Raw genomic sequence first — 24,966 nt, 5'->3', positions numbered from 1 at the left:
AGGTACCCCACGTTTGTATATAATAATGTGAGGAAGAAATGAACCGCTTCAATTGGGCAACATCTAAAACTTGCGGTCCGGAGAAAAGGGCGTTAGATCGAGTACGGGTATTTTATCGGAGATAAGCTGTGCCACCAATTTCCCCGTAGCGGGGCCTAAACTCCAGCCCATCATGGCATGGCCCGTAGCAAAGGTCAGATTGGTATATTTCTTTGATTTTCCAATATACGGCAAGCCATCGGGGCTCACCGGGCGCAGTCCGCTTTTAGCGGCAGCCATTTCGCGCGCAGTAATTTTAATATCAGGGTAAAACTCAGCAACCGCTTTGGCAATGGCAGTTACCCGTGCCGCCCGAATGGTATCGTTGATCCCTGAGAATTCCATCGTGCCCGCAAACCGGGTAAACCCGTTCATTGGCGTAACCGCTACTTTGGCTTCCATCAATATGGCCGGCATTGAAATACCGGTAGGTCGTGCGACATCGATACGGTAGCCCTTACCTGCTTGAATAGGAAGTTTTATATTCAATTTTTTGGCGAGGCCCTCACTCCAAGAACCTGTTGCAATCACCACTTCATCACAGGCATACGTACCCTTTGATGTAATCACTTCTTTTACCGTACCTTGGTTTATCGTAAAGTCAAGCACCGCTTCATTTGTTCTTAAATCAACCCCTGCATCGGTCAAATACTGCTTTAATCGCGGCATGACTTCCGTTGGGGTCGTATGCCCATCGCATTTATAGTGAATGGCCGCCTTGGCTTTTATGGCCACATCGGGTTCAATAGTCCGTAGTTGGTCTTGGTCTAAAAAATCTACCTCAAGCGCCAGTGCTTTGGCCTTTTCGGCTACGGGCATTTCGTGCTGTTCTTCCGCATCGGTTTGATATAACATCAATAACCCTTTGCGTTCCCACTGAAAATCACCGAGATCACCCGATTGTAAGATATCGGTATACAGCCGGTGGCTCATCAGGTTGATATCTTTAATTACGGGGATTGCTTTCGCCACTTTAGCGGGCGTCGAAGATTTATGAAAGTACCATGCCCATTTAAAGAAATCTACATCCCATCGGGGTTTCATATAAAATGGACTTGTCGGGCTGAACATCCATTTCATACCCTTTACAATCATACCCGGGGCTGCCAACGGAATAATATGGCTTGGGGTAATATAGCCGGCATTGACAAAAGAGGCTCCGGCCGTAATGTCCGATTTATCGATTACGGTAACCTGATGCCCTTCTTTTAGTAAATAATACGCAGAACAGAGTCCTACGATACCACCGCCTACAACAATAACGTTCTTCCCCATGTTAAGAGATTATTTTGAAATCTGTCACTATTTTTTTTATGCCCTTTTTGTGCGCTATTTCGTTGATCCCGCACGTGCGGGATGAACCGTAGTACAGCAAAAATATCTCTAAATCACCTGAAACCCGTGAGCATACCGATCTTCATCGTCAATGGTAATCGTATTGTGCCCAAACACATGTGCAGCACCCTGTACGGTGGGTACAATGGCAGAAATTCCGGCAATTGTATCTTCTTTTAAGACCCGACCGATAAATTGCGAACCGATAAAACTTTCGTGTACAAAATCTTCGCCTTTTTTAAGCAGGCCCTTGGCATACCATTGGGCGAGACGCGCCGAAGTACCCGTACCACATGGGGAACGATCTATCGCCTTATCCCCATAAAAAACAGCGTTGCGACCTGTGGCCAATGGAGAAATGGTATCGCCTGTCCAAAGCATATGGCTGACATCTCGAATAGTATCATCAAGCGGATGCACAAAGGCATTGGGATATTTCAGGTTTATTTTCTCTCGTAATTCTTGACTGAACTGCACCAACTGCCCTGCCGAAAAGTCTTGTATGCCATGAAAATTTGGTTGGGGATCTACGATAGCATAGAAATTGCCGCCGTAGGCCACATCAAAAACCAGTGAACCTAATTGTGAGCTTTCTACAATAAGTTCAGACGCGGCCAAATACGATTTTACATTGGTCAATCGTACCCAGTCGACTTTATCCCCTGTCTTTTGGTATTCGATTTCAATAAGGCCGGCGGTCGCTTCCATGCGCACCTTACCCGGAGTTTTTGGCGTTAAGAGTCCCTCTTCCAAGGCAATCGTAATACTGCCGATGGTGCCATGACCACACATGGGAAGACAACCACTTGTTTCAATAAAAAGGATCCCCAAGTCGTTTAGGGGATCACTGGGCGGAAATAAAATACTACCGCTCATCATATCGTGGCCCCTGGGTTCAAACATGAGTCCTTTTCGGATCCAGTCATACTCCCTCAAAAAATGCTGCCGCTTTTCGCTCATGTTACAGCCTATCAATTCAGGGCCGCCATGGGCTACCAGTCTCACAGGGTTACCCGCTGTATGGGCATCGATACAAGTAAACGTATGCTTCGCCATTAGTTACATATCATTGGATCTCTACGCCTGTGTCAAAGATAAATCTTTATACGCGGGCAATGTTGGTCTTGTTGCCAAACCGTGCGCTATAATATTCAACACGCGCTCCCGTTCGTCGCCGATCAAAGGTAATCTTGGCGCTCTCACATGCTCTGTACCAATTTTTGTTGCCAATTCGGCCAACTTGATGTTCTGAACCAATTGCGGGCTGATGTCAAGTTCCAATAAGGGAAGGAACCAGCGATAAATGGCAAGGGCCTCTTTAATTCTTCCGGCCTTGACCAGTTCGTAAATAGCAACGGTCTCGGCAGGAAATGCACAAACGAGTCCGGCTACCCAACCATCGGCTTCCATCAAAAGGCTTTCCATCCCTAAGGTATCAACCCCGGTAAAGGTTTTTAAGCGATCCCCAAACCTATTCTTGATGCGGGTAATATTCGATATATCACGCGTCGACTCTTTGACCGCTGCAATATTATCATGTTTTAAGAGTACTTCTAACATATCAAGGGTAACCTCGATACCATAGTCAATAGGGTTATTGTAAATCATTATCGGCAAATCGGTATTTTTTGCCACCTCACTGAAATAAATCACCGTTTCATGTTCGTTTGCCTTGTAACGCATCGGCGGCAACATCATTAAACCACTAGCACCTTGTTCTTCGGCACGATGGGCCGCGGCGATGGCTCCTTTGGTGGTTTGCTCGGCAATATTGATGATTACCGGCACTTTACCTTCAACAAAGTCAACAGTCTCAACCACGAGCGTTTTCTTTTCCTCGTCGGTAAGCGTACTGGCTTCACCCAAGGTACCCCCTAAAATAATACCGTGTACACCTGCATCAAGTTGGGCCTTAATATTCACTTTGAACATATTCATGTCAAGTTTGTCTTCAGCCGTAAATTTTGTAGTAACTGCGGGCATAACGCCCCTCCATTCGATTTTCATAAGCTTATTTTATTGAATTATATGTTTTAACAAGCCCGATTTTCATGAGCCCATTCCTATTCATGCTATTAGCGCAAACTAGATTACGCCACGATTTAGTACAAAAATAAAACAGGTAATGGAATTTTTGTTAATAATATTTTACCTGAAAACAGTACTATGTTACCAAATATAGTTGGGTAAAATAGTATTTTAGGCATATATACACGCATAAATGAAAGTTTTTCCTTTTCAAATTCCTAAATCGCCCTCAGAGAATCTGATTGTTCAGATCGATCAAGAAATGGAGTTTTACGGAAAATTACATCAGCATGAGGAAATTCAAATCAGCTATATCGTTCAAGGGCGGGGAAAGCTGGTGGTGGGAGATAGCGTTCACTCCTATGGCCTGGGCGATTTTTTTGTTATTGGTTCCAATATGCCCCATGTGTTTCAGAGTATTGTAAATGAGAAATCGCATATGGTATCCCTTTTCTTTTCAAAACGTTCTTTCGGGGAAGAGTTTTTCAACCTTCCCGACCTCGTAGCAATCAAAAGTTTTTTCGACCACTCGGATGTTGGGTTTCGCCTCACCAAAAGAGATCCGGAAATCGAAAAGTTGATGATACAGTTTCCCCATTTGGACAAATTCTCAAGATTTGTAAAATTTCTAAATCTTTTGCGAACCTTATGCCATGCGGAAAGACAATCATTGGCCGGCTTTGTCTATCAAAAGAAAATTACCAATGATGACGGGGAACGGTTACGGGCCATCTTTGATTACACTATGAAAAACTTTCATAAAGAAATCGCTTTGAAAAAAATAGCGAAACTAGCCTTTATGACTCCCAATGCCTTCTGCCGCTTTTTTAAACAGCGTACCAACAAAACCTTTTTTGAATTTCTTATCGAGGTACGTATCGCCCATGCCTGTCAGCTGTTGATCGAAGACAGCGACCTAACAGTTGCAACGATTGCCGAGGCATCGGGGTTTTCTTCGCTTTCCAATTTTAACCGAAAGTTTAAAAAATTGAAAAATACAACGCCATCCCAATTTGTAAAAAATAGCAGGGCGCGTACATAGCACTGCCATACATCCGGTTTAGGTTTAAATACGGCAGTAACTTCTCAAAAAAAATGGATTACTTCAATTCAAAAATGGATTCAGGTACTTTGCCCGTCCATGACTTCGGAAGACTGTCACGACCAAATAAACGTGCAAGGACCAACGCCGTATTCTTGTTGCTATTATGGTCATCTAACATCTTCGCTTTTTTGATGCCTGGCCCCTTGATACCCCAGGGCACGGTCATCTCGACCGGGCTCATACCGCCATGACCGGTACCTTTTCCGCCATGATCTGTAATAAGTAAAAAGTGGGTATCCTCATAAAGTTCGTCTTTCTTTAAATCACTGATTAGGGTTCCGATTTTAACATCGGCTTCTTCGATGGCCGTAATATATTCGGGCGACATCCATTCATGACCGTGGCCTGCATGATCTACGTGTACACTATATAAAAAGATGAGTGTCGGGTCGTCTTTGTGTTTTAAGGCAAAGGACTTTGCCTTGCTGTAATTTTCCTCGTATGCATCGTCTTCCAGAAAATTCACCTCATCGAGATATTTTTGATTGATAGGATTTATCAAATTGCCCCAATTGTAATAGTACGCCGTTTTTATATTGGGCATTTGATCTTTCAACACTTTAAAAATAGAAGGATAATACCCATCGGAATCTTTTTCCAACGGCGGTAGTTGATGGTCTGCCAAGGTCCAATTGTTATTATCTACGCCATGCTCTTCGGGGCCGCTCCCGGTGAGGTGGCTCGTCCAGTTTGGCAATGTTACCGACGGCATTACCGATCGGGTAGTGAATGAAATTGTTCCGTCTTCGAACAAGGCATCGAGATTGGGATGTTTTGCGGTTTTGAAGCCTTCGACACTTAACCCATCAAGACCGAGCACAATAACCCTTTTGGCCAAATGGGAATCACTGGAGCCGTCAGTTGATTTGGTTTGGTCTTGACAACCCGTTAGTTGCACCATTAGCATTATAAGACTGATTTGAATACACTTTATCATACTATTTATTTAATAATCGTTAAGCGACTGTTTTGAAGCTACGGGCGCAACCTGAGGCGATGCACTACGGCTAAAGTAAAACAAAACCAAAAATACCAGTATCATGATGGGAACGGCGACTTTGATGTTTATATCGATGAAAAAATCGACCCAAGAGGTATTGTAGCCCACAACCTCTTTGAGCATTAGTACGGTAACACTGCCCAAATAACCCAAGGCATCGGCTGTATAGAAAAGGAAACCAACATTCCCTTGGTATTTGAGAAAGGCAATCAATCGTTCAAAAAGTAGGCAGTGAAATAAGATATAGGGCAAGTAGACACCCACACCCGTACTGATCATCCACATTACCGGACTTATAAGCGATTTTTCAAAAAGCAAGGTCGACAACAGAATGACCAAAGCCCCAAACCCGATCATATACATGCCTAGATTAAATGCCAATCGGTTTTTTCGTATCAGTATGCCCAAAGCCGCTATTATCAACACGATAATAGCAACAGGAATTTCGGTAAGCGTGATCAATTCCGGTTCTCGGCCATACCCCAGCTCTTCCCAAAACTCGACAATGAAATTGTCTCTAAAATCACGGACAATGGTGAGTAGAATGTAAATGACCACCAAGCCGGCAAACCCAATACCATGCTTCTTCATGAAATCTTTTCGCTTGGTGACATCCATTGTGGTACGTTCGGTACGTTCTTCCCTGTCTAATTCATCAGGAACTTTTGACTTGTTCAGCATCCATACAGAAATCATAAATATGGGCAGGAAAAGCAGACCCGTCACAAAAGGCATGGCATATTCGCCAACCCCGTAGTTTTGAATCAATAGCACGCCAACAGTCTTTACGAGTCCTGTAGAGAAAATAAACGTAGCACTCAATGCGGCGGCCAATAGCTCTGTATTTCTTCTGCCTTCCAGATAAGAAAACACAACCCCGAAGACCATACCCAAGGGCAATCCATTAAAGAAAAGTGTGACTATTTTCCATTTGGGGGGCACTATGGCAAAAAGACCCAACATAAAAAGTCCGAGGCCGACAAGGCCCAACAGCCAATAAACTCTCCTTTTAGGGGGCATTTCCGATATGATCTTGATGCCCACAAATTTCGAAAGCATGTAACCCAACACTTGACTGATGACCAAAAGGGTTTTGGGATCCATTCCAAAACCTATATCCAAATCTTGATACTGCCCGGCCAAAAACGACTTACGCACCGCATACATACCCGTATAGCATAAAAAGGCCGCCACCATGATCCAGATCGACGACATTCCCGGAAGTATTGATTTTCTTGTTGTAGTATTGGCTGTAAGCGTTTGAATTGGATTCTTATTTTCCATCAGGTAAATGTAACGGGCGAGACACTTCGATTAGATTAAGATGATGTAAAGCAATGGTTATCTTTTTCAAAGAAATCGATTTTATTTAAAAGAAACTATATTTGTTTATCACTTTCTTTAACAAATACTCACAATTTAACCAGTTTTTAATGCCAAATCAACAATCTTTCAATTTTTAAAAAAGAAATGGTAGTTAAGTGCAAGATTTAAATAGCCGACCACACCTTACCTTTAAACCAAAACTCGCCTTATACAATACAACCATGCCCATAAAAAAGACCGTTATGACAGCAAATGAAATGGCGGAAGCATTAGTCTTCCATGAAGCTGAAAAACCGTTCACCATTGAAAAAGTGTCGCTTCCCACACCGCAAGTCAATGAAGTTTTGGTTAAAATAGCATACACCACTATCTGTACAAGCGATTTACATACCTATTACGGGCGAAGAACTTCGCCATGTCCAAGTATTCTGGGCCATGAAATCATCGGACATGTAGTTTCTTTGGGAAAAGCCATCAACACCGATTACAATGGTGAAGCACTTAAGGTCGGAAATCTGGTCACTTGGTCAGTTTACGCGCATGATGTACATGGAACTATGGCCAAAAAGGGATTTCCCCAGAAATCCCATAACCTTTTTAAATACGGACACCAACAAATGGCGCTTGATAAGCCATTAAGTGGGGGATTCGCGACACATTGCCTGCTCCGTGAAGGAACTGCCATTTTCAATCTCTCCGACCGATTGATCCCCAAAGAACTAGCACCGTTGAACTGCACCCATGCAACAATTGCAGGGGCGATTCGATTGGCGGGAGACCTCAACAACAAGAACGTGCTTATCGCAGGCGTTGGAATGCTCGGACTCTCCGCCTGTGCCATGGCCAAAGAATCAGGTGCTAAAAACGTGTATGCCATGGACTGTGATAAGGCTCGACTGAATTTTGCAAAGACATTTGGAGTAAATCAAATCATTCAGGCTTCGTTGGAAGTGCAAGACATCGTCGAACAATTAAAGCCCCACCATGAGATAGATGTCGTCATAGATACAACAGGGGCACCTGAAGCCATGGAAAAGAGTTTATCACTATTGAGTATCGGAGGTATGGCCGTATGGGTCGGTGCAGTATTTAGCCAAAGAAATACTCAGGTCAATGCAGAAATGATTGTGCGCAACCTACTCACCATAAAGGGGCTACACAATTATAAGCCCAAAGATTTAGCCGTCGCAATTACCTTTTTAGAAAAAAACCATAAGAAGTATCCTTTTGCAAGCCTAGTGAACAAGGAGTTTTTGCTACACGAATTGGAAAGTGCCTTTAATGAAGCCCATAAAGGCGGCCATTACAGAGTTGGTATTCGACAAGACCCATCCTAATTTTTTATAATTTATACACTAGCAATCACTTATATTCACTTCGACGGCCAGGCCGCCTTCCGAAGTTTCCTTATATTTTGAACTCATATCCTTTGCAGTCTCCCACATCGTATTCACAACTTTATCCAAAGGTATTTTTATGTTTTCCGGCTTAGTCTCCAAAGCCAGCTCTGCGGCATTAATGGCTTTTATCGCACCCATCGAATTCCGTTCGATACACGGAATTTGAACAAGGCCCGCAATGGGATCACAGGTAAGTCCCAAATGATGTTCCATAGCAATCTCTGCCGCAATCAAGACCTGTTCGGGAGTACCCCCCAAAAGCTCGGTCAATGCCGCTGCAGCCATGGCGGAAGACACGCCAATTTCTGCTTGGCAACCTCCCATGGCTGCAGAAATGGTTGCCCCTTTTTTGAAAATACTTCCGATTTCGCCCGCTACCAAAAGAAATTTTTTAATGTGCTCAAAATCGGCATCGTGATTCTCGATGACCAAATAATACATTAAAACAGCCGGAATTACACCTGCACTGCCGTTAGTAGGGGCAGTGACTACGCGACCTAAGGAAGCGTTTACTTCATTTACGGCAAGCGCAAAACAACTTACCCATTTTAATATTTGTCTGAATTTAACCTCGGTTTGACGTATGGTTTCCATCCACTCTTTCTCATTGGCGTATGGGACTATCCCCTTCAAATTTTGGTGCATATCGAAAGCGCGGCGGCGAACATTAAGCCCCCCTGGGAGATTACCTTCGGTATGACAGCCCACATACATGCATTCTAACATGGTTTCCCAAATTTTTTGTAGCTGGCGATCTATAGCATCGCCATCTCTAAGTGAAAGCTCATTGGCCAGTACGATTTCAGAAATGCTTTTTTGCTGCTCTTTGCAGTAGGCCAAAAGTTGCACTCCCTTCTCAATCGGAAAGGGGAAAGTGGCAAAAACGTCTTTATTCTTTTTGGCATTTTTACGTTCTTTGACCACCACAAAACCTCCACCAATAGAGTAATAAGTTTTGGTTATTTTCTTTCCTGTTGATAGGGTGGCCTCAAACTTCATCCCGTTTGCATGAAACGGCAAAAACTCACTTTTAAATATAATATTGGTGTTAGGGTCAAAAGCAACTGCCCTTTTATTGGCAAAGTTCAATACCCTATCCTTTTTGATTATGGCTGTGATTGTGTTGATATCCTCTATGGGAATCTCCACAGGGTCTGCCCCCGAGAGCCCCAACATTATGGCCAAATCGGTGGCGTGACCTTTTCCCGTTAATGATAAAGAACCATAAACGTAAACGTTAATTTGCACCACCTCATCAAACAATCCTTCCAGGTCGAGTTCTTTTATCCACCGTTCCGCAGCCCGCCACGGACCCAAAGTGTGGGAACTTGAAGGACCCACACCGATTTTAAGCATATCGAAAACACTGATGCATTCCATGAAACAATCCCTTTATCTACCTACAAATATAGCGGGTGAAACTTCATATTGAATCATGTAACCAAAAATATGTGTGGCCATTCTTTTTCCGATTCAAGAAAATCAGAAGGACTGATATACTAAAAAAAAGAGGCTATCCCCCAAAAAGTGGATAGCCTACTTCAATAAAATTTTATTAGTGCGGCAACTAAAGATTACCTACGAATCGATTAACCTGAAATAATTCGGAAGTTAAGGCAATACTGAACCCGCCTGTTACGGTCCATGCAATCCCAAACCAGGTTGAGTTCGTACCCGACCATCTACGAATTTTTATCGTATAGGTTTTCCCCGGTTGCCCGGTAAATTCCGCTATCTCATAACTATTGTCCCAAGAGCCGCTGTATCCCACTTGCGCTCCATTTTCATCGTAGATAATAAGATCTAGGTCAACCGTTAGTTGGGACATATACCAGCTCCAAAACAAAATGGATGTTTTTGAAGCTTTTGATGTCCAAGCCAGTGCCACTTTTACTTTTCTTGGACCAAAAAAGTAATTGGGAACGGAAATTTTATATTCAAATGTCGATAGTTTATCATTTCCAAAGTTAGAAGAACTGAGCAAGCCTACATCCCAACCTCGCCGGCTTGGAGCGTTATTGGCCGATTTTCGATTCCTTGCAACATTCGTCCCTTCAACTGCATTGACAGCACCGGCACCGTCCAATGCATCAACGCCATTGCTGACATCTTGCCACCAAGTACTGCCCGTAATATTTTTTGTTGCACTAGCAAGTAGTATCGCCCTACATCCTTCAGGCCAATGTTTTAGGATCGTATTTGTTCCTTGGATAAGTGCGGAAACCCCAACAACTGCAGGAGAAGCCATACTTGTTCCACCCATGGTAATCCCATCCGCTGTTACACCAGTACCATTGGCACATATTTCCGGAAGTTCTCGGTCACCATGGGAAGAACTTGGGTTTCGGAATACGGAGTCCGTAGACATAGCCGAGGCACTATCATTGTGATTTCCTACTGAAATAGTGTTATATCCTTTGTGATTTACGAATTCGCTGCTCGGCGGATTAATATTATCAACATCTCCGTTCCAGAAATTTCCGGCCGCATGAACGATCAATGGATAAGGATACCTTACTGCAAGATAATCCCCATAGATGTCATCTCCTGACAAAGCACCGGAACCCGGCTCACTAGATCTATGGAAACTTTGATTGATAACAGTACACTCTTTATCTTCCACGGCCCAGGTCAATGCATCCCTATCCTTATCGTTGGCCGAATACAAACTGCACCCGGGAGCATGCCCGTTCGGAGTACCCGATTCATTATTTCGGATGATCGCATGTACATTTTGGGAATGATTGGAAGTAGTTGGATTATTCTTGAATTCGTCGGAAATTACCAGATTTGAAGTGTCACTAGGTCCAGATTCCCAGACGGCTACTTTTACTCCGGAACCATCTTCCCCGTTAGATTGAACAACATCGGAACCGGCAATTGCCATTGAATTACCAAGATCTTCAATACCTTCGGTTTCACGCAGTAAAAGTCCGGCAACTTCTTTGTTTGAGGCCAATTCGCGGATAGCGGCGGTTTCAACTACTGCCGTAACTAAAGGAGCCGATCTATCAACTTTCACAACTTTTACTTTACCCTCAAGTGATTTACTAAATTTTACCGAACGCTCATACATTTTCTTTCTTAGTTGATCAGCTCGTTTCTTAACAGATTCTTGATCACATTCGTTCTGTGTGCGGTCAGAAGGCGAGGCTTCAGGCTCTTCAACTTCATACCATATATCTATCAAAACGGTTTTAGGTGGTTTTTTGGAGTTAATCAAGGAAAAAAGTGTAGGGTGTATCTTGCCGAATTTTGAATCCAATTTTTTTCTATGGTCCTCCAGGATCTTTTCGCCGTCCACCCGTTTTCCTTTATGGTCGATCTCAAATGATATCGGCTTGCCACTTTTACGATCAGTTGCTTTATAAAATTCGAAATATTCCGTGTTCGGAATTTTATCATTTGAAAGTCGCTCTACCCCATTTTCAACAAGTTTTAGTCGTACAAAACTCCCGATAAGCAAGTTATTGTCTACTTCTGCATTAGTGGCAACAACTGTAAATGGAATTTCAAGGGATTCACTTAATTTTTGTGATTTTGAATTTACGATGGGCTGGATTACCAGAATATGTTGCCCAGCAGGGAGTCCTTTTTCGGCACTCCAAATAAATAGCCCTTTTTTTCTTGTCGGAGAAACTTTTCCATCTATGCCTCGCACCCCGATACTTCGAATAACCGAATCTACATCGGCATTAGGTGTCGTAGTAATTTCAATTGATGAATTCGTAGTTAAAATTTCATCGTTTACCAGATTAACCTGGAGATTGCTTTTTTCATTTGCCATAATGCATTACTTTATATAATTATTAATTGTTCTCACGGTATTTATTTAAAAGGGGAAGCAATTGGTCAAACAGATAAATTGGGAGGGAATCTTTTAGCGAAATCTTAACTTTAGCCAATTCTTATATCATCAGCTTATGTTTTTACCGATAGAAAATTACAATTGTTTTAATCATCAGGCAGAAGGTTTGTATAGCTTGCAACGTCCCATGTGTATACTGCATAAAAACGGTATACTTTAAAAAATCTTTGTTTGAAAAAGTATCTTTATTTTCCCTTAGTACTTCCTCTACCATAATTTATATAGCCCGTACTAACCCTTTTCTCCTTTCAACAATTTCATCCCAGAATTAGCTTCGTTTTTCCCGTTTATTTTTTAGGTTTACATAAATATGAATCAATGGATTTCGGATATGTAAGGGTTGGCTCAGGCAACCAAAAGATGAACTTTCAGATGAATACCTCCCTGAGGTCTGATATTCTACCCAAGCTTTCTTTCTCAATACAATGGCTTTCCATACTAATTTTTCTTATACTGCTACCTATTTCTGGGGTATCACAAAATCAACCCAACATCGTGTGGATTACCGTTGAAGATATGAGTCCGCATTTAGGATGCTATGGCGACCAGACCGTACCTACCCCTAACATTGACCAGTTGGCCAAAGAAGGTATACGCTACACCAATGCGTATGCAACTTACGGTGTTTGTGCACCCAGTAGGCATACACTAATTTCGGGCATGTATCCGACGTCTACGGGAGCCATGGCCATGCGTACTTGGAAAAGGACAAGTTCTTTGGACAAGATTACCGACCCCGAACTTTTGAGCATTCCCGTATACGAAGCTACACCACCCGAAGGGGTACGCTGTTTTTCGGAATATTTAAGGGAAGCGGGCTACTATTGCACCAATAATTCAAAGACCGATTATCAATTTAAAGACCCCATCACCGCTTGGGACGAAAGCAGCCAAGATGCGCATTGGCGCAATCGACCATCGAAAAAGACTCCGTTTTTTGCAGTTTTCAATAATGTCATCACCCATGAAAGCAAGACTTTCAAGGACTATTCCCCTAAAGTTACCGATCCCAACTCAATTCCAATACCACCCTATTATCAAGACACGGAAGCTGTTCGCACCGATTTGGCCCGACATTATGATAATATTCATGCTATTAATCAATGGGTCGGCAAACTGATGGAAGAATTAAAAAAAGCAAAAGTGCTGGACAACACCATCGTATTGTTTTTTAGCGATCATGGTGACGGACTGCCCAGGGCAAAACGGTGGGTCTATGACTCTGGCATCAAAGTGCCATTGATCGTTCGATGGCCTAATGGAGAAAAAGCGGGTACCGTGAATGACGAATTAGTTTCTTTTGTTGATTTTGCCCCAACGACCTTAGCCTTAGCGGGACTCAAAAAACCATCTTATATGGAGGGTATAAAATTTCTTGGAGATGACCGGGAAGAACCCCGCGAGTATATTTATGCCTTTAGAGACCGGATGGATCCAGCACCTGAAACCATTAGGGCGGTACGTGACAAACGGTACAAATATGTTCGAAACTACCGCCCCGACCTACCTTATCTGGGTTATATTCCGTATCGCGATCAAGCTGCTATGATGCAGGAAATATTGCACTTAAAAAAGGAAAATAAACTTAGTGCAAAACAATGGCAATTCTGGGCCCAGAAAAAACCACTGGAAGAACTTTATGATACTCAAAGTGACCCCCACGAAATCAACAATCTAGCTTCTCGACCCGAGCTTTTCGAAAAACTCGACGAGCTAAGAACTGCCCATCACGAATTTGTCGCCACCTATGGTGATTTGGGTATGATCCCTGAATCAGAGCTTATTCGAAAATTGTGGCCTCCGAATGGTGTTCAGCCACAAACTAAAACTCCCGAATTTTCAGTGGAAAATGGCAGTATCGCAATTTCTTGCGATTCACCCGGGGCATCCATTGCCTACAAAAAAGAAGGTGAGAGCCAATGGCATTTGTATTCAAAACCTATAAAAAATACTAAGAAAACAGTCCAGGCCGTTGCCATTAGATTAGGTTGGAAAGAGAGCAAGGTAGCAAATGGGAACTTTTAATTTTAAACAGGGTAAAATATATAATAGAAAACTCCAATCATTCGGCCACCAAAACGCTTAGTGATTTTTCTTGGATGGAGATATTCAAATTTCCTTTATCGATTTCTTGGAGCTCCCCATCTATCTGCGACTCAAAATAGTTTTTATCGTTTCTTGAAAGCTGTAGTTGCTTGGTCTGAAAGCTTTTAGCTTCTTTTAACCAATACACTTTACGTAAGATGATCAACACCCCTAGCCACAACATTTTCATGCGGCCTATTTTTGAAACGATAAGCACATCCAAGAGCCCGTCTTGAAGGGATGCTTTTGGTGTTAAGCTCAGGTTGTACCCCATTTCATTCGAATTGGATATCAAGATGATAAACGGATCTACGAAATGGTTTAAATCATTAATGGAAACCGATAGTTTTTGGTTTTGTCCCATATCCCGAAGGGAAATCAGACAGGCCCGAACATAGCCAGAAAGCGTTCGTTTCTGCGAAGATTCGTAATGCTTTATAACACTTGCATCGAAACCAATACCCATATTACTAAAAAAATGACGGTCGTTAATTTTACCAACGTCAATTTTTACCGTCCATTGGTTTTTTATAATCTCCAATGCCTTTCTTAATTGTTTCGGGATGCGCAGGTTGGATGCCAATCCGTTTCCTGAACCTATGGGAATAATACCTAATGGTATAGTACTACCAATTAAGCACGAGGCGACTTCATTAATCGTGCCGTCGCCGCCACAGGCTACGATAATATTCGCCTTCTCAGAAATGGATTCTCTAGTCAATTGTGAAGCATGCCATTTATATTCAGAATGCTTTACAGTCAATTGATGCACACCTCTTACAAAATAAAGTTCAAGAAGCGTTTCGGTCAAAGATGACCTACCATGACCGGCAATGGGATTGACAATGAAATGAATTCGGATCATTTTTTTAGATTCTTCAGTTTAAGGCCACCATTTTGATAAAGATAGTCGGCCACCTGATAATTGGAAATCGCGGTTTTCAAGAAATCATTGTCTACTGGAAGCGGGCTCAAACTATTATTCATTGGGTTCCATTGATAAAAATTGGCCGTTTTTCCATCTCCCAACACCATAACTTTATCGTTTTTAAGATACCCCAATTTTCGGTAATTACCGATTAGTGCACGTTCATTTTCTGGTTTCATCTCAAGAATGTTCTGACCGAAAAGGTTGGTGTCATAATCCCACCCAAGAGCAGCAAAGAGTGTGGGGAACATATCGATTTGCGAACTTAGTTTGTCAACTTTTTGTGGAACAGAATTCGGTAGATTATAGATTAATGCGGGAATATGGTAGTTGCGCACATCAAGTTCCCAACGGCCGGCACTACTGGCACAATGGTCGCTCATAATAACAAAAACGGTGTTTTTAAACCATGGTTTGTTCCGTGCCGTTTTTAGAAACTCCCCAATGGTGTAATCGGTATACTTTATCCCCCCATATCGGCCACTACCTGAGGGAATATCAATTTTTCCTTCGGGATAGGTGAACGGTTTGTGGTTCGAAGTCGTCATCACAAAATCGAAAAAAGGTTTTCCGATCTTATGAGCTTTATCTGCTTCCTTGATGACCTTAGTATAAATATCCGCATCACAAACTCCCCATGCGTTCTCATAGGTGACTTCCTTATCTTCGATATTGGTTCGAGTAGTTGTAATACTTTTATCCAGTAGAAAACCGCGGCCCCTATCCACTATATTAAAACCGTTACCACCAAAATAGGTATTCATATTATCGAAGTATCCATCACCGCCATAAAAGAAATTGCGGTCATAGCCCTTTTCCCTGAAAACTTCGCCTATGGTAAACAAGCCCGTATTGTTTTTTCGCTTTAAGATACTGCGTCCCGGTGTGGGCGGAATAGACAATGTTATCGCTTCCATACCGCGAACGGTTCGGGTACCCGTCGCAAATAAATTGGTAAAAAACAGGCTTTCATTGGCAAGCGAATCAAGCGTTGGGGTAATGTTCAGGTCGGCACCGAGCGAATTTAAATATTTACCACTTAAACTTTCGATACAGATAAAGATGATATTTGGTTTTATTTCTACATTAACACTATCTACACTCTTAATGTGTCTAAGTATTTCTTTTTCCGATGGAACAAGAAAAGTTTCTCCGTTGTTCGCTAAATAAGTTTTTATGCTATCAAAAGCCTCCTTTTCAGGAATAGTATCGTAGAATTCGGAATAGGCCAGCTCGTTGTTTCGAAAAGCTGCAAAAAAGGAATAGATGCCGGCTTTCGACAATTCATTAGTGTAGCGATTTTTTGACCATTCGGCTTGATCAATCGTCACGAAAAGTACAGAGACAATTACGATGGCGAACCATGGCAAGGCCGCCACTAATTTTTGTTTGAAAGCTGTTCGGTTGTGATATGTTCGTTGGAAAACCCCGGATTTAGAAATCAAGAATATTGTAAAAGCTACAAGAATCAGTAATGATCCTATCAAAATTGGCAAGGGATATGATTCATTAATGTTCTGTACCACCTCATAGGTATAAATCAAATAGTCTACAGCGATAAAATTATAACGTCTTTGAAATTCGTCCCAAAAAGTAAACTCCCCAAAAAATGAAAAATAGGTAATGAGTATTCCCAAGAAAAATCCGAAAGCGGTTATAGTCTTGTCCACGAATGAACCGTACCACTTTACGGGAAACAACACTAAATAGAACAAATAGGGAACGGTAAAAAACGAAATGGTTGCAATATCAAAAAGGAGTCCGACAACCAAAGTCTTTAAAAGACTATAAATTCCCGTATCGACCTCACTAAAGCCCCATATCAGAAAACTGATTCGTACCAAAGAAGAAATCGATAGAAAAAGAAGAACGAACGCCTTCAACAACGCAAAGCGCTTTGGAAACAATTTAGACCACATTTCGTAGAATTTATACCAAATGTAGCTTTGGATTCTAAAGAGATTTTAAAGTTGCTAACTCTCTTAAAAAAGGTTGAACAAGCTTCGACCTTTTCTAAAAAATTGACGAATCGGGCGAAACTTTACAATTAATTTTAATGAGCCCTATAAGCTAAGATTGTTCTAATTTCAAAGGAGGGCCGACTACCCGCATCTCATTTTTTGAAAATATCTTTGCGATTTCTTCTTTATCAGGTTCACGATTCAAGGCGGCCATTGTGACAAAGAAATCTTCTAATTTTCCGGCAGGTTGCACCGTAACAATCATTTTCCCTTTCTCGGATACTTGTGTTCATGCATGCGGAACCTTTCTGGGAAGAAAAATACTGTCGCCTACGGACATATGATATTTTTCATCACCGACCTGAAAATAGTAGGCCCCCTCAATGATATAAAATATTTCATCTTGTGAAAAATGAACGTGCAATGGTGTTCCCCGCCCTTGGGATAGCGAGGTTTGCTCAAATATTGCTAGATCTCCCTTGGTATCGTTACCTGATATTTTGACATCCAAAATATTCGAGTTCACAGCTTTTAACCTTAAATGACCATGCAGTCGACCTTCGCCTGTCTTGACCTTAAAACCCTTGTCGTTTCTTTTTATAATTCTTTCATTTGGTGTAACTGCCCATAAGGGCATTGTCACGATCCCTAGAAGTACGGCAATGAATCCCTTTCTTTTCATAATGTGGTTTTTAATTCGTATTTGACTGATACTAATTTCCGATGCAATTCAATAGCTGCGTGATAATTAACAGAAGATTGGCTAAGGCATTCATTATGAGTAATTATCAACTGTCGATTGTTGCACGCAACCTCCGATCCGAAGCAAAAATCAAAATACTCATCAGTATAATTGAAACGATAGAGGCGGGTAGCGTCCCTAAATCCAACCCTCCATTCGCCAAAGGTTTGGTCAAAAAATCACCAAAAGTTGCCCCAAAAGGCCTTGTGAAGATAAAGGCAATCCAAAAAAGTACGATTTGATTGATTTTAGTAAAGTAATGTAATAACACAACGAATATAATGATGCCCGCAGTTACTACGGCCCCATTCAAGTAACTCAATCCTATGACGTCGCTGAGATAATCACCGAAAGCAGTTCCCAGACTGTTCGAGAACAAAATGGCAACCCAATAGTAGACTTCTTTGTTGCGTTCAAAAATGGGAAATACTTCCAAATTTTTAAACTTTTTAAACCAAGCAAAAAGAGTCGCTAAAAGTCCGCCAAATAACAAAAGGCTACCCCAAGTATAGCCTAAATGAAGACTTCGGTCTATAAAATCTGAAATCTCGGTACCCAAGGTCGTTGTTGCAATGATGACTAGCCAGAACCAAACAGGAATATATCTTTTTCTCGTCAACTGAATTCCCAAAACAATACCGAAAAAAGCTAATGTTATCAGCAGACCGATGGTATAGCCCAAACCTAAAGTCTGTGCGATAAAATCGCCCAAGGTTTCACCCAAAGTGGTCGCCACGATTTTCATCAACCAAAACAATAAAGTAATCTTTGCAACCTTATTCAAGGTTTTCATTTTGTTGCGAATTAAATTTTATACTTGAAGCCCAACCTAAAAATCTGGGTCTCGAAATAGTTTTGGTATTGGGCGGTAAACCCTTCGTTGGTCAACTGCTGGCGGATACCAAAGCGGTTAAAAATATCACTGGCAGAAAATGTCAAGTCCGCCTTTTTGTTCCATAGGCTCTTTTTAATTCCCAAATCAAAAGAAGAACGAGCGAGCTCTTCCCCTTGGGGAATATTTCGGTCAGAATAGTATATTCCCGTTAGCTGAACAGTAAAACTTTTAGGCAAATCAAATTCGGTACTGACCTTAGCATCCCATGCGTTGGCGGTAGATTTTTGAATATCGAAGGTTCGCTCAAAAGGAAACAACAGATTACCGCTATAGGCGTTAATGGCATTCGTGTACCAATTCAAAGTTCCAGATACTTTCCAGTCGTTCGTAATATCTTGGCTTGCCAACAACTCTAAGCCGGTATTGGTGGCACTTCCTGTATTTTGATAGATACGGTTCACGATATCATAATCAGGATTGGAGTCGTCGATACTAAAAATTCGCATGTACTGATCCTTTATGATTCTGTGATATACTGCGGAAAACAATGAACCGTTAGCCCATAAATATTTATGGGCGATTTCAAATGCATCGGTAAACTGGGGCCGCAAATACGGATTACCAACTTTTAACAATTCAGGGTCATCGTACTTCGGAAATACACGAAGTTCGGGTTCGCCTGGGCGGTCTATTCTACGGTTATAAAATATCGATAACTTGTTATTATCATTCAGTTTATAGGTAAAACGAACACTGGGAAAAAGTTCGAAATAATTGTATTTATCATTATCAGGATAGTATGCATTTACTGGATCAAGATTGTAAAACACGTCGGTTTGTTCCGCACGAAGACCGGCTTCAACATCGAATTTTTCCTTCTCTAAAAGGTAATTCGCATAGCCCGCATACAAGTTTTCGCCCCAATCTGAGAAAGTGCCCAAACCAGGATAGATGATGGATCCATTACCGGGGGTAATCGTATAATCTACCGGCAATCTTCTGATGCGCAATTTTGCACCCAATTCGATTCGCCCCGACTTTAAAGGTCGCACATAATCTGAAGAAAGACTAGTTGTATTCTCAATTGCCCGAATATTGGTCTTGTCACGACCAATGCGTACGGCGGAGCTATCATTTAGCGAATAGGTCTCGTCTTCCAACCCTTGGGTGTACTGTGCGTTAGCACTCAAGGTATGACCAGCTTGCTCAAATTTGTGGCGATAATTCACCGCTGCATTGATGTATCTTGTTACTTCTTCTTCTCGCCAATTATAGAACCGGTTTCGAGAATTTGTATTCAAATCGATAAAGGCCACTTGGGAAGTATCGATATGTTTTTCACGGTCGTAGAGTCCGGAAAAAGTAAAGCTATTGTGCTCGTCTAGATCATAGTCTATACCCCCATTGATAATAGCGCGGAATTGCTTCCGGTTTTCAGGAACTTGGGAAATTAGATTGCGCCCATCATCATAATTCCGGGTGGTAAATTCGTTATTGGGCAGCGCTTCCTGTAAAATAAATTCTGATTGTAGAAAGTAATTTATCTTATCCTTTTTATAATTTAAATTGACACTCGGAATCAATTTAGGGTTGGTCGAAAAACTACCTAAATCGGTCGGGGTATCGTATGTACGTTTTCCCAGAGCGCCCAATCCGAAGGAAAGTCCGACATCGCCGTTCAAACCTGTTTGTTTTTCTTTTTTATAAATGATATTGACGATTCCTGCAAAACCATTGGCATCGTACTTTGCGGAAGGGTTATTGATAATCTCAATTTTCTCGATATTTGAAGCCGGAATGTTCGCCAAACCTTTCTGATTGCCAAAACCTGTTAGGCTACTTTGCTTTCCGTCGATTAGTACTACTACTTTATCGCTTCCGCGCAAAATGACCTTGCCATCTTGATCAAAAGTTACACCTGGCAGGGTTTTCATAGCGTCAAGCACAGAACCGCCTGATTGGGCGATGTTATCTTCAAGACTAAACAATTTTTTGTTCAGGTCAGCGTTGGTAGTTGCCTGTTTTCCGAATACTTCCACTTCTTCCAGATTTTCGGTACTCGGGGCGAGTTGAATTTTTCCCAAATCGAAAAAGGTATTTAGTCCGCCTGCGGTAAATGTTTGTTCAACTGTTTTGTATCCTAGGTAAGAAAAATAGAGACGGTATTTTCCAACGGACATTTCTAATATCTCGAATCTGCCCCTAGCATCTGTAATGGTGCCTGTTATCAAGATATTGCTCTCAAAATTGTGAACCGCCACATTCGCAAAGGGTAAGGCCTCTTGGGTCTCAGCGTCTAGCAACTGCCCATTGAGCGTAATTTTTTCTTGGGAAAATAGCGCAGAAAAGGAAATAAAAACAAGCAACAATGGTAATATTCTTTGCATCAACGAAGCATTTTGTGTTTGTCGACAAAACTAAGGCTTAAACCTAAAGAGAATTTAAAGTTGTGTCCAAAACGCTCTTAAGGCTAAAATTTTGTCTCTGCATTTTATATAGTTATTTGAAAGTTATGGAGAAAGTATGCATGCCTTTCTCGTACTTATAGTCAACCTCAAAATCATAGAGGTCGCAGATACGTTTTACAATAGCAAGGCCCAATCCGGTCGATTTTATAGTCTCCGACTCCCTATAAAAACGAGTATAAAGATTTTCAGGATGTTGCAGGGCCCTAATTCCGTGGTTTGCAATAGAAAGGGTTTTGTCACTTGCTATTACCCTGATATCGGCATTACCCGTCGTGTATTTGATAGCATTCGAGAGCAAATTATTGCAAAGCACCTCTGCAAGATACCGGTCCATTTCTGCCCATATCACATCATCTCTTTCATACTTAATCTCTTTGTCAGAGATTTCATTAAAATTTTGAATGGTTGACCCAACGCAGTGGGTAATATCGACCTTTTCTATATTAGAGAACTGTTGGTTCTCTATTTTGGTCAGCAGAGTCAACCGCTTATTTATTTGCGTAAGTCGTTGAATATCTTTTTGAATAGAAGTTAAGTGCTCGAATTGCGCATCATTAAGGTGGTCGCCATTTATGATATTATCAATCTTCGCCTGAATAATCGCCAATGGGGTCTGCATTTCATGGGAAACATCTTCGGTGTATTGTTTTAGATTTTTATAATCGGAGCGTACTTTATCGGTTAAGGCGGTTATTTCATAATTCAGTTCGGAAAACTCCAAAATCTCACTGTCCATAAACAGAATCGGTTTATCGGATGTCAGTGAAAACCGTTTCATTTGTTCCAAGTTTTCGAAAAACGGATGCCACAATTTTTGGTTCCATGCTTTGTTGAAGTAAAATAGAAAACTGAAAACAAGTAGAATGATAACGAGGTATGATACTACAACAGCTACCAAAATATCTTCCGATTCTACTATCAATGTTCGAACGGTGATGCGATACTTTTTACCCTTTATGTCGGAATAAGTCGTCAACTCTCTAAATTCTTCCAATTCGTCTTGAGACGGATCAAAAATAAGGGTGTCCTTCAAGCGTTCAGTTCCCAACAGCGCCACCTTTTCTATTTCTACTACGGGAGGCAGTTGATACATGGGCCCGTTTTCATTAATAGAAGTTTCTATACGCGCCTCGGTGGACCGCAGTTCTTCTTCGATCTCGCCCTGCAACAAGTTCCGAACATAAAAATAGAGCACTATAGTACTGACTAACATCAGAACAAAACTTATCCAAAGAAAGGTTTTTGAGGTTTTTCGCAGTAACCGTATTTTTTTTATAGGCTCACCCATGGGCTAATCTTCCATAAATTTATAACCACTGCCATAGGCTGTCTTAATGTACTTGGCCCCGGCATCGGTCAATTTTTTGCGTAGGTTGTTAATGTGTACATATATAAAATCATAGTTATCTGCCAAATCACTGTTATCGCCCCATAAATGTTCGGCTATGATTGCTTTGGAAAGCACCCTGCCCTTATTTGTGACAAAGAACAGTAGTAAATCATATTCCTTTCGGGTAAGAGCCATTGGCTTTTTATCTATAAAAGAGGTTCTTGATCTTGTATCAATGGAAATTTCATTAAAGTCTATTTTTTCTGTGCCACCGAACTTGCCCCTGCGCAAAACGGCTTTTAAGCGAGAATTCAATTCCGCTAAATGAAATGGTTTGGTCAGGTAGTCGTCGGCTCCAAGATCTAGACCTTCCAATTTATCGTCTAACGAACTATTGGCAGAAATGATAATCGTTGCTGTGTTCTTATGTTGTTTTTTAAGTTGTTTGAGAATGTCCAACCCGCTGCCGGTAATAAGGTTGATGTCCAATATCAAAATATCGTACTCGTACAAATCTACTTTGTACAAGGCCTCATTGTAATCGGATGCCGCTTCGCAAACGTTACCATCACACTCTAAATAAGTGATCATCGATTTTTGAAGCTCAATCTCGTCTTCGGCTATCAAGATTTTCATTCCTTAAATTTAAGGAATAAATGTAGGCGCTAATTCTTTAGCAATTCTAAAGCATTTGGAAGACAAATTACAAAAAGCCAATCCACTAGTTTTTTAGTATCATATTGGGTGAGGGTGTCGCGGCGTGACTATTTTACCAAAAAAAAGCACGATATCTTAGCCATTGACCTTAAAAGTATACAGAGTATAAAAAATCAATAGCAACAACGAAAATATAAATAATGTCTGGCTTCTTTCTCGCTAGATGAAGCCCTTTTAATATAGCACCAGTAAATTTTCCGGAAGGGGAAAATGCTGTTCCCTTCCCAATGTCGGTATAAGTGGTTTCGAAACAAAATTTGGATGCCTTCGGTTATTTAGAGAGGTATCTTCCATGATAGTAAGACACAACCTTCATAGGTAAGCCAAAAGAGAGAAAAATCAGCTCTTCTTTCATCGAAATGCTCCAACTATCTAGGAAAATGATAGGTATTTCCTCAAATAAAGGCAGTATATGTACAATTACGAGTATATCTTTACTGTGGAAATCGTAACGATTATTTTGTTATTTACCCGGTTTGCCTGTCTCAAAGAATTTCATTGCAGTACATATAAAAATGTAGGTTATCTATTCTGGCCGATAATTGTAAGGTGGTATTTGCCAGATACCAGCGCACTATCGTAAATCTAGTTTCAAAAACAAGTCTATGTTAAAAAAGGATAGTATTTTACCGCTTAGAAATAAAAGTATGAAACTTGTTACGCTCATTTTAATTACAGTATTGACCTTAGCCACAACTTTAGGTTTCGCCCAAGATGAAAGCGCTGAATATCTGGGCAAAAGGTGGACGAGTATAGCAAACAAAATGCCTTCGGAGTGGTATGGCTCAAACGAAGCAAAGTTGGTTGCCGAAAATGTATTGCTCAGTCAAAAGGCTATTGGAGGATGGGAGAAAAACAAAGACTTTCACCATCGTTTTTCTGAATCGGATAAAGCAAACTATAGCAGCAACAAGAATAAAATTGGCGCAACTTTCGACAATGGCGCTACCATTACTGAACTGAAGTTTCTTGCCAAGGTATATGCAAAAATAAAGGATGACCGTTACAAGCAGGCATTTACAAAAGGTTTGGATTATATTTTTGCTGCCCAATATGCAAATGGTGGGTGGCCACAGTTTTTTCCTGTACGCGAAGGCAGTGTAGCATATTCTGGCCATATAACATATAACGACTATGCCATGGTCAATATCATGAAATTTCTTAAAGAGATCGGTTCCGATAACACAGCTTACGCTTCACTTCACCTAAGCACCGATACAAAGGCAAAGGCAAAAAAGGCCTTTGATAAGGGTATTCAATGTTTTCTAGATACACAGATCATATATAAGGGAAAACCCGCTGTCTGGTGTGCCCAACATGATTCAATAACTCTCGCGCCTGCAAAAGCCCGTAGTTACGAGCTACCTTCGTTCAGTGGTTCTGAATCTGTGGGTATTGTACAAATGTTGATGGACATAGCTAATCCTTCCAAAGAAATTGTTGCGGCCGTAAACGGAGCGGTACAATGGTTTGAAAACAATCGGATAGAGGGTATAAAAATAGAAACAGAAACCCAAAAAGACGGAAAAAAGAATAGAATTGTTGTTGAAGATGAGAATGCGCGAACATTGTGGGGTAGATTTTATGATTTGGAAACCAGTACAATATACTTTTGCAGTCGAGATGGTATTAAAAGAAACTCCTTGGCAGAAATAAGTGACGATCGCCGCAACGGTTATAGTTGGTACACAAATTCTCCAGAAAAGGTTTTAAAAAGGTATCCAGAGTGGTTAGCCGAGAATAAACAATCAACGAATTGACTCCTAAATTCTATATTACATAATTTTATGATTGCAAAA

The 24,966-nt window shown here is 41.3% G+C and carries 19 protein-coding genes; 4 read left to right on the top strand and 15 right to left on the bottom strand.

The genetic code is table 11. The annotated features are described in order from the left end of the window. Positions 1-63 precede the first annotated feature (63 nt). The 3 genes from BLS33_RS15390 to BLS33_RS15380 form a co-directional block, all read right to left on the bottom strand. On the bottom strand, positions 64-1,314 hold the full coding sequence (locus BLS33_RS15390; protein WP_089891294.1) for an NAD(P)/FAD-dependent oxidoreductase: 1,251 nt from the start codon (positions 1,312-1,314) through the stop codon (positions 64-66). A gap of 108 nt (positions 1,315-1,422) precedes the next feature. Then, complete coding sequence (locus tag BLS33_RS15385; RefSeq protein WP_089891290.1) at positions 1,423-2,430, bottom strand: 4-hydroxyproline epimerase; 1,008 nt, start codon at positions 2,428-2,430, stop codon at positions 1,423-1,425. A 21-nt stretch (positions 2,431-2,451) separates the two neighbouring features. Then, on the bottom strand, positions 2,452-3,381 hold the full coding sequence (locus BLS33_RS15380; RefSeq protein WP_089891287.1) for a dihydrodipicolinate synthase family protein: 930 nt from the start codon (positions 3,379-3,381) through the stop codon (positions 2,452-2,454). Between the two features lie 214 nt (positions 3,382-3,595). Here BLS33_RS15380 and BLS33_RS15375 point away from each other — a divergent pair, with 214 nt between their 5' ends. Beyond that, positions 3,596-4,444 carry an AraC family transcriptional regulator gene (locus tag BLS33_RS15375; protein ID WP_089891284.1) on the top strand — a complete coding sequence of 283 codons (849 nt, stop codon included), beginning with the start codon at positions 3,596-3,598 and terminating at the stop codon, positions 4,442-4,444. A gap of 58 nt (positions 4,445-4,502) precedes the next feature. Here the strand turns inward: BLS33_RS15375 and BLS33_RS15370 are convergent, their stop codons facing one another. Together BLS33_RS15370 and BLS33_RS15365 are read right to left on the bottom strand one after the other, a co-directional pair. Next, positions 4,503-5,444, bottom strand: coding sequence for an alkaline phosphatase family protein (locus BLS33_RS15370; RefSeq protein WP_089891279.1), 942 nt, complete (start codon positions 5,442-5,444; stop codon positions 4,503-4,505). 9 nt (positions 5,445-5,453) lie between these two features. Further along, positions 5,454-6,791 carry a DUF5690 family protein gene (locus BLS33_RS15365; RefSeq protein WP_245731491.1) on the bottom strand — a complete coding sequence of 446 codons (1,338 nt, stop codon included), beginning with the start codon at positions 6,789-6,791 and terminating at the stop codon, positions 5,454-5,456. 284 nt (positions 6,792-7,075) lie between these two features. Here BLS33_RS15365 and BLS33_RS15360 point away from each other — a divergent pair, with 284 nt between their 5' ends. Beyond that, positions 7,076-8,170 carry a zinc-binding dehydrogenase gene (locus BLS33_RS15360; protein ID WP_089891855.1) on the top strand — a complete coding sequence of 365 codons (1,095 nt, stop codon included), beginning with the start codon at positions 7,076-7,078 and terminating at the stop codon, positions 8,168-8,170. Positions 8,171-8,188: 18 nt separating this feature from the next. Here the strand turns inward: BLS33_RS15360 and BLS33_RS15355 are convergent, their stop codons facing one another. Next, on the bottom strand, positions 8,189-9,613 hold the full coding sequence (locus BLS33_RS15355; RefSeq protein ID WP_089891276.1) for an L-serine ammonia-lyase: 1,425 nt from the start codon (positions 9,611-9,613) through the stop codon (positions 8,189-8,191). Positions 9,614-9,800: 187 nt separating this feature from the next. After that, positions 9,801-12,020 (bottom strand): S8 family serine peptidase, encoded by a 2,220-nt coding sequence (locus tag BLS33_RS15350; RefSeq protein WP_089891273.1) that lies wholly within the window; start codon positions 12,018-12,020, stop codon positions 9,801-9,803. Positions 12,021-12,419: 399 nt separating this feature from the next. On the opposite strand from BLS33_RS15350, the gene BLS33_RS15345 reads away from it, so the two are divergent. After that, positions 12,420-14,126, top strand: a complete 1,707-nt coding sequence (locus tag BLS33_RS15345; RefSeq protein ID WP_089891270.1) for a sulfatase-like hydrolase/transferase — start codon at positions 12,420-12,422, stop codon at positions 14,124-14,126. Between the two features lie 37 nt (positions 14,127-14,163). Here the strand turns inward: BLS33_RS15345 and BLS33_RS15340 are convergent, their stop codons facing one another. The 8 genes from BLS33_RS15340 to BLS33_RS15310 form a co-directional block, all read right to left on the bottom strand. Further along, entirely contained in the window at positions 14,164-15,051 is an 888-nt protein-coding gene (locus BLS33_RS15340; RefSeq protein ID WP_089891267.1) for a diacylglycerol/lipid kinase family protein, read from the bottom strand. Continuing rightward, entirely contained in the window at positions 15,048-17,033 is a 1,986-nt protein-coding gene (locus tag BLS33_RS15335; protein ID WP_089891264.1) for an LTA synthase family protein, read from the bottom strand. The genes BLS33_RS15340 and BLS33_RS15335 overlap by 4 nt, the downstream gene beginning before the upstream one ends. A 151-nt stretch (positions 17,034-17,184) precedes the next feature. Then, on the bottom strand, positions 17,185-17,340 hold the full coding sequence (locus tag BLS33_RS25060; RefSeq protein ID WP_218129573.1) for a hypothetical protein: 156 nt from the start codon (positions 17,338-17,340) through the stop codon (positions 17,185-17,187). A gap of 24 nt (positions 17,341-17,364) precedes the next feature. Continuing rightward, entirely contained in the window at positions 17,365-17,757 is a 393-nt protein-coding gene (locus BLS33_RS15330) for a cupin domain-containing protein (protein WP_218129572.1), read from the bottom strand. Positions 17,758-17,863: 106 nt separating this feature from the next. After that, a complete protein-coding gene (locus BLS33_RS15325; protein WP_089891261.1) occupies positions 17,864-18,610 on the bottom strand; it encodes a COG4705 family protein in 747 nt (248 codons plus the stop codon). A gap of 11 nt (positions 18,611-18,621) precedes the next feature. Continuing rightward, complete coding sequence (locus BLS33_RS15320; RefSeq protein WP_089891258.1) at positions 18,622-21,039, bottom strand: TonB-dependent receptor; 2,418 nt, start codon at positions 21,037-21,039, stop codon at positions 18,622-18,624. Positions 21,040-21,151: 112 nt separating this feature from the next. Then, a complete protein-coding gene (locus BLS33_RS15315; protein WP_089891254.1) occupies positions 21,152-22,408 on the bottom strand; it encodes a sensor histidine kinase in 1,257 nt (418 codons plus the stop codon). Positions 22,409-22,411: 3 nt separating this feature from the next. Next, the gene (locus tag BLS33_RS15310) at positions 22,412-23,086 is read right to left on the bottom strand and encodes a response regulator transcription factor (RefSeq protein ID WP_089891250.1); all 675 of its coding nucleotides are present in this window, start codon (positions 23,084-23,086) and stop codon (positions 22,412-22,414) included. Positions 23,087-23,772: 686 nt separating this feature from the next. On the opposite strand from BLS33_RS15310, the gene pelA reads away from it, so the two are divergent. After that, entirely contained in the window at positions 23,773-24,927 is a 1,155-nt protein-coding gene (gene pelA, locus BLS33_RS15305; RefSeq protein ID WP_218129571.1) for a pectate lyase, read from the top strand. Positions 24,928-24,966 lie beyond the last annotated feature (39 nt).

The organism is Kriegella aquimaris, assembly GCF_900103215.1.
Classification (GTDB): Bacteria; Bacteroidota; Bacteroidia; order Flavobacteriales; family Flavobacteriaceae; genus Kriegella; species Kriegella aquimaris.
The sequence above is the reverse complement of the archived record's forward strand: the minus strand, read 5'-3'. Positions and strand labels throughout refer to the sequence as shown.

Bases quoted from the DNA above. Each gene is read 5' to 3' on its own strand.
- BLS33_RS15390 (WP_089891294.1), bottom strand. From the start codon at position 1,314: ATGGGGAAGAACGTTATTGTTGTAGGCGGTGGTATCGTAGGACTCTGT.
- BLS33_RS15385 (WP_089891290.1), bottom strand. From the start codon at position 2,430: ATGGCGAAGCATACGTTTACTTGTATCGATGCCCATACAGCGGGTAAC.
- BLS33_RS15380 (WP_089891287.1), bottom strand. From the start codon at position 3,381: ATGAAAATCGAATGGAGGGGCGTTATGCCCGCAGTTACTACAAAATTT.
- BLS33_RS15375 (WP_089891284.1), top strand. From the start codon at position 3,596: ATGAAAGTTTTTCCTTTTCAAATTCCTAAATCGCCCTCAGAGAATCTG.
- BLS33_RS15370 (WP_089891279.1), bottom strand. From the start codon at position 5,444: ATGATAAAGTGTATTCAAATCAGTCTTATAATGCTAATGGTGCAACTA.
- BLS33_RS15365 (WP_245731491.1), bottom strand. From the start codon at position 6,791: ATGGAAAATAAGAATCCAATTCAAACGCTTACAGCCAATACTACAACA.
- BLS33_RS15360 (WP_089891855.1), top strand. From the start codon at position 7,076: ATGACAGCAAATGAAATGGCGGAAGCATTAGTCTTCCATGAAGCTGAA.
- BLS33_RS15355 (WP_089891276.1), bottom strand. From the start codon at position 9,613: ATGGAATGCATCAGTGTTTTCGATATGCTTAAAATCGGTGTGGGTCCT.
- BLS33_RS15350 (WP_089891273.1), bottom strand. From the start codon at position 12,020: ATGGCAAATGAAAAAAGCAATCTCCAGGTTAATCTGGTAAACGATGAA.
- BLS33_RS15345 (WP_089891270.1), top strand. From the start codon at position 12,420: ATGGATTTCGGATATGTAAGGGTTGGCTCAGGCAACCAAAAGATGAAC.
- BLS33_RS15340 (WP_089891267.1), bottom strand. From the start codon at position 15,051: ATGATCCGAATTCATTTCATTGTCAATCCCATTGCCGGTCATGGTAGG.
- BLS33_RS15335 (WP_089891264.1), bottom strand. From the start codon at position 17,033: ATGTGGTCTAAATTGTTTCCAAAGCGCTTTGCGTTGTTGAAGGCGTTC.
- BLS33_RS25060 (WP_218129573.1), bottom strand. From the start codon at position 17,340: ATGATTGTTACGGTGCAACCTGCCGGAAAATTAGAAGATTTCTTTGTC.
- BLS33_RS15330 (WP_218129572.1), bottom strand. From the start codon at position 17,757: ATGAAAAGAAAGGGATTCATTGCCGTACTTCTAGGGATCGTGACAATG.
- BLS33_RS15325 (WP_089891261.1), bottom strand. From the start codon at position 18,610: ATGAAAACCTTGAATAAGGTTGCAAAGATTACTTTATTGTTTTGGTTG.
- BLS33_RS15320 (WP_089891258.1), bottom strand. From the start codon at position 21,039: ATGCAAAGAATATTACCATTGTTGCTTGTTTTTATTTCCTTTTCTGCG.
- BLS33_RS15315 (WP_089891254.1), bottom strand. From the start codon at position 22,408: ATGGGTGAGCCTATAAAAAAAATACGGTTACTGCGAAAAACCTCAAAA.
- BLS33_RS15310 (WP_089891250.1), bottom strand. From the start codon at position 23,086: ATGAAAATCTTGATAGCCGAAGACGAGATTGAGCTTCAAAAATCGATG.
- pelA (WP_218129571.1), top strand. From the start codon at position 23,773: ATGTTAAAAAAGGATAGTATTTTACCGCTTAGAAATAAAAGTATGAAA.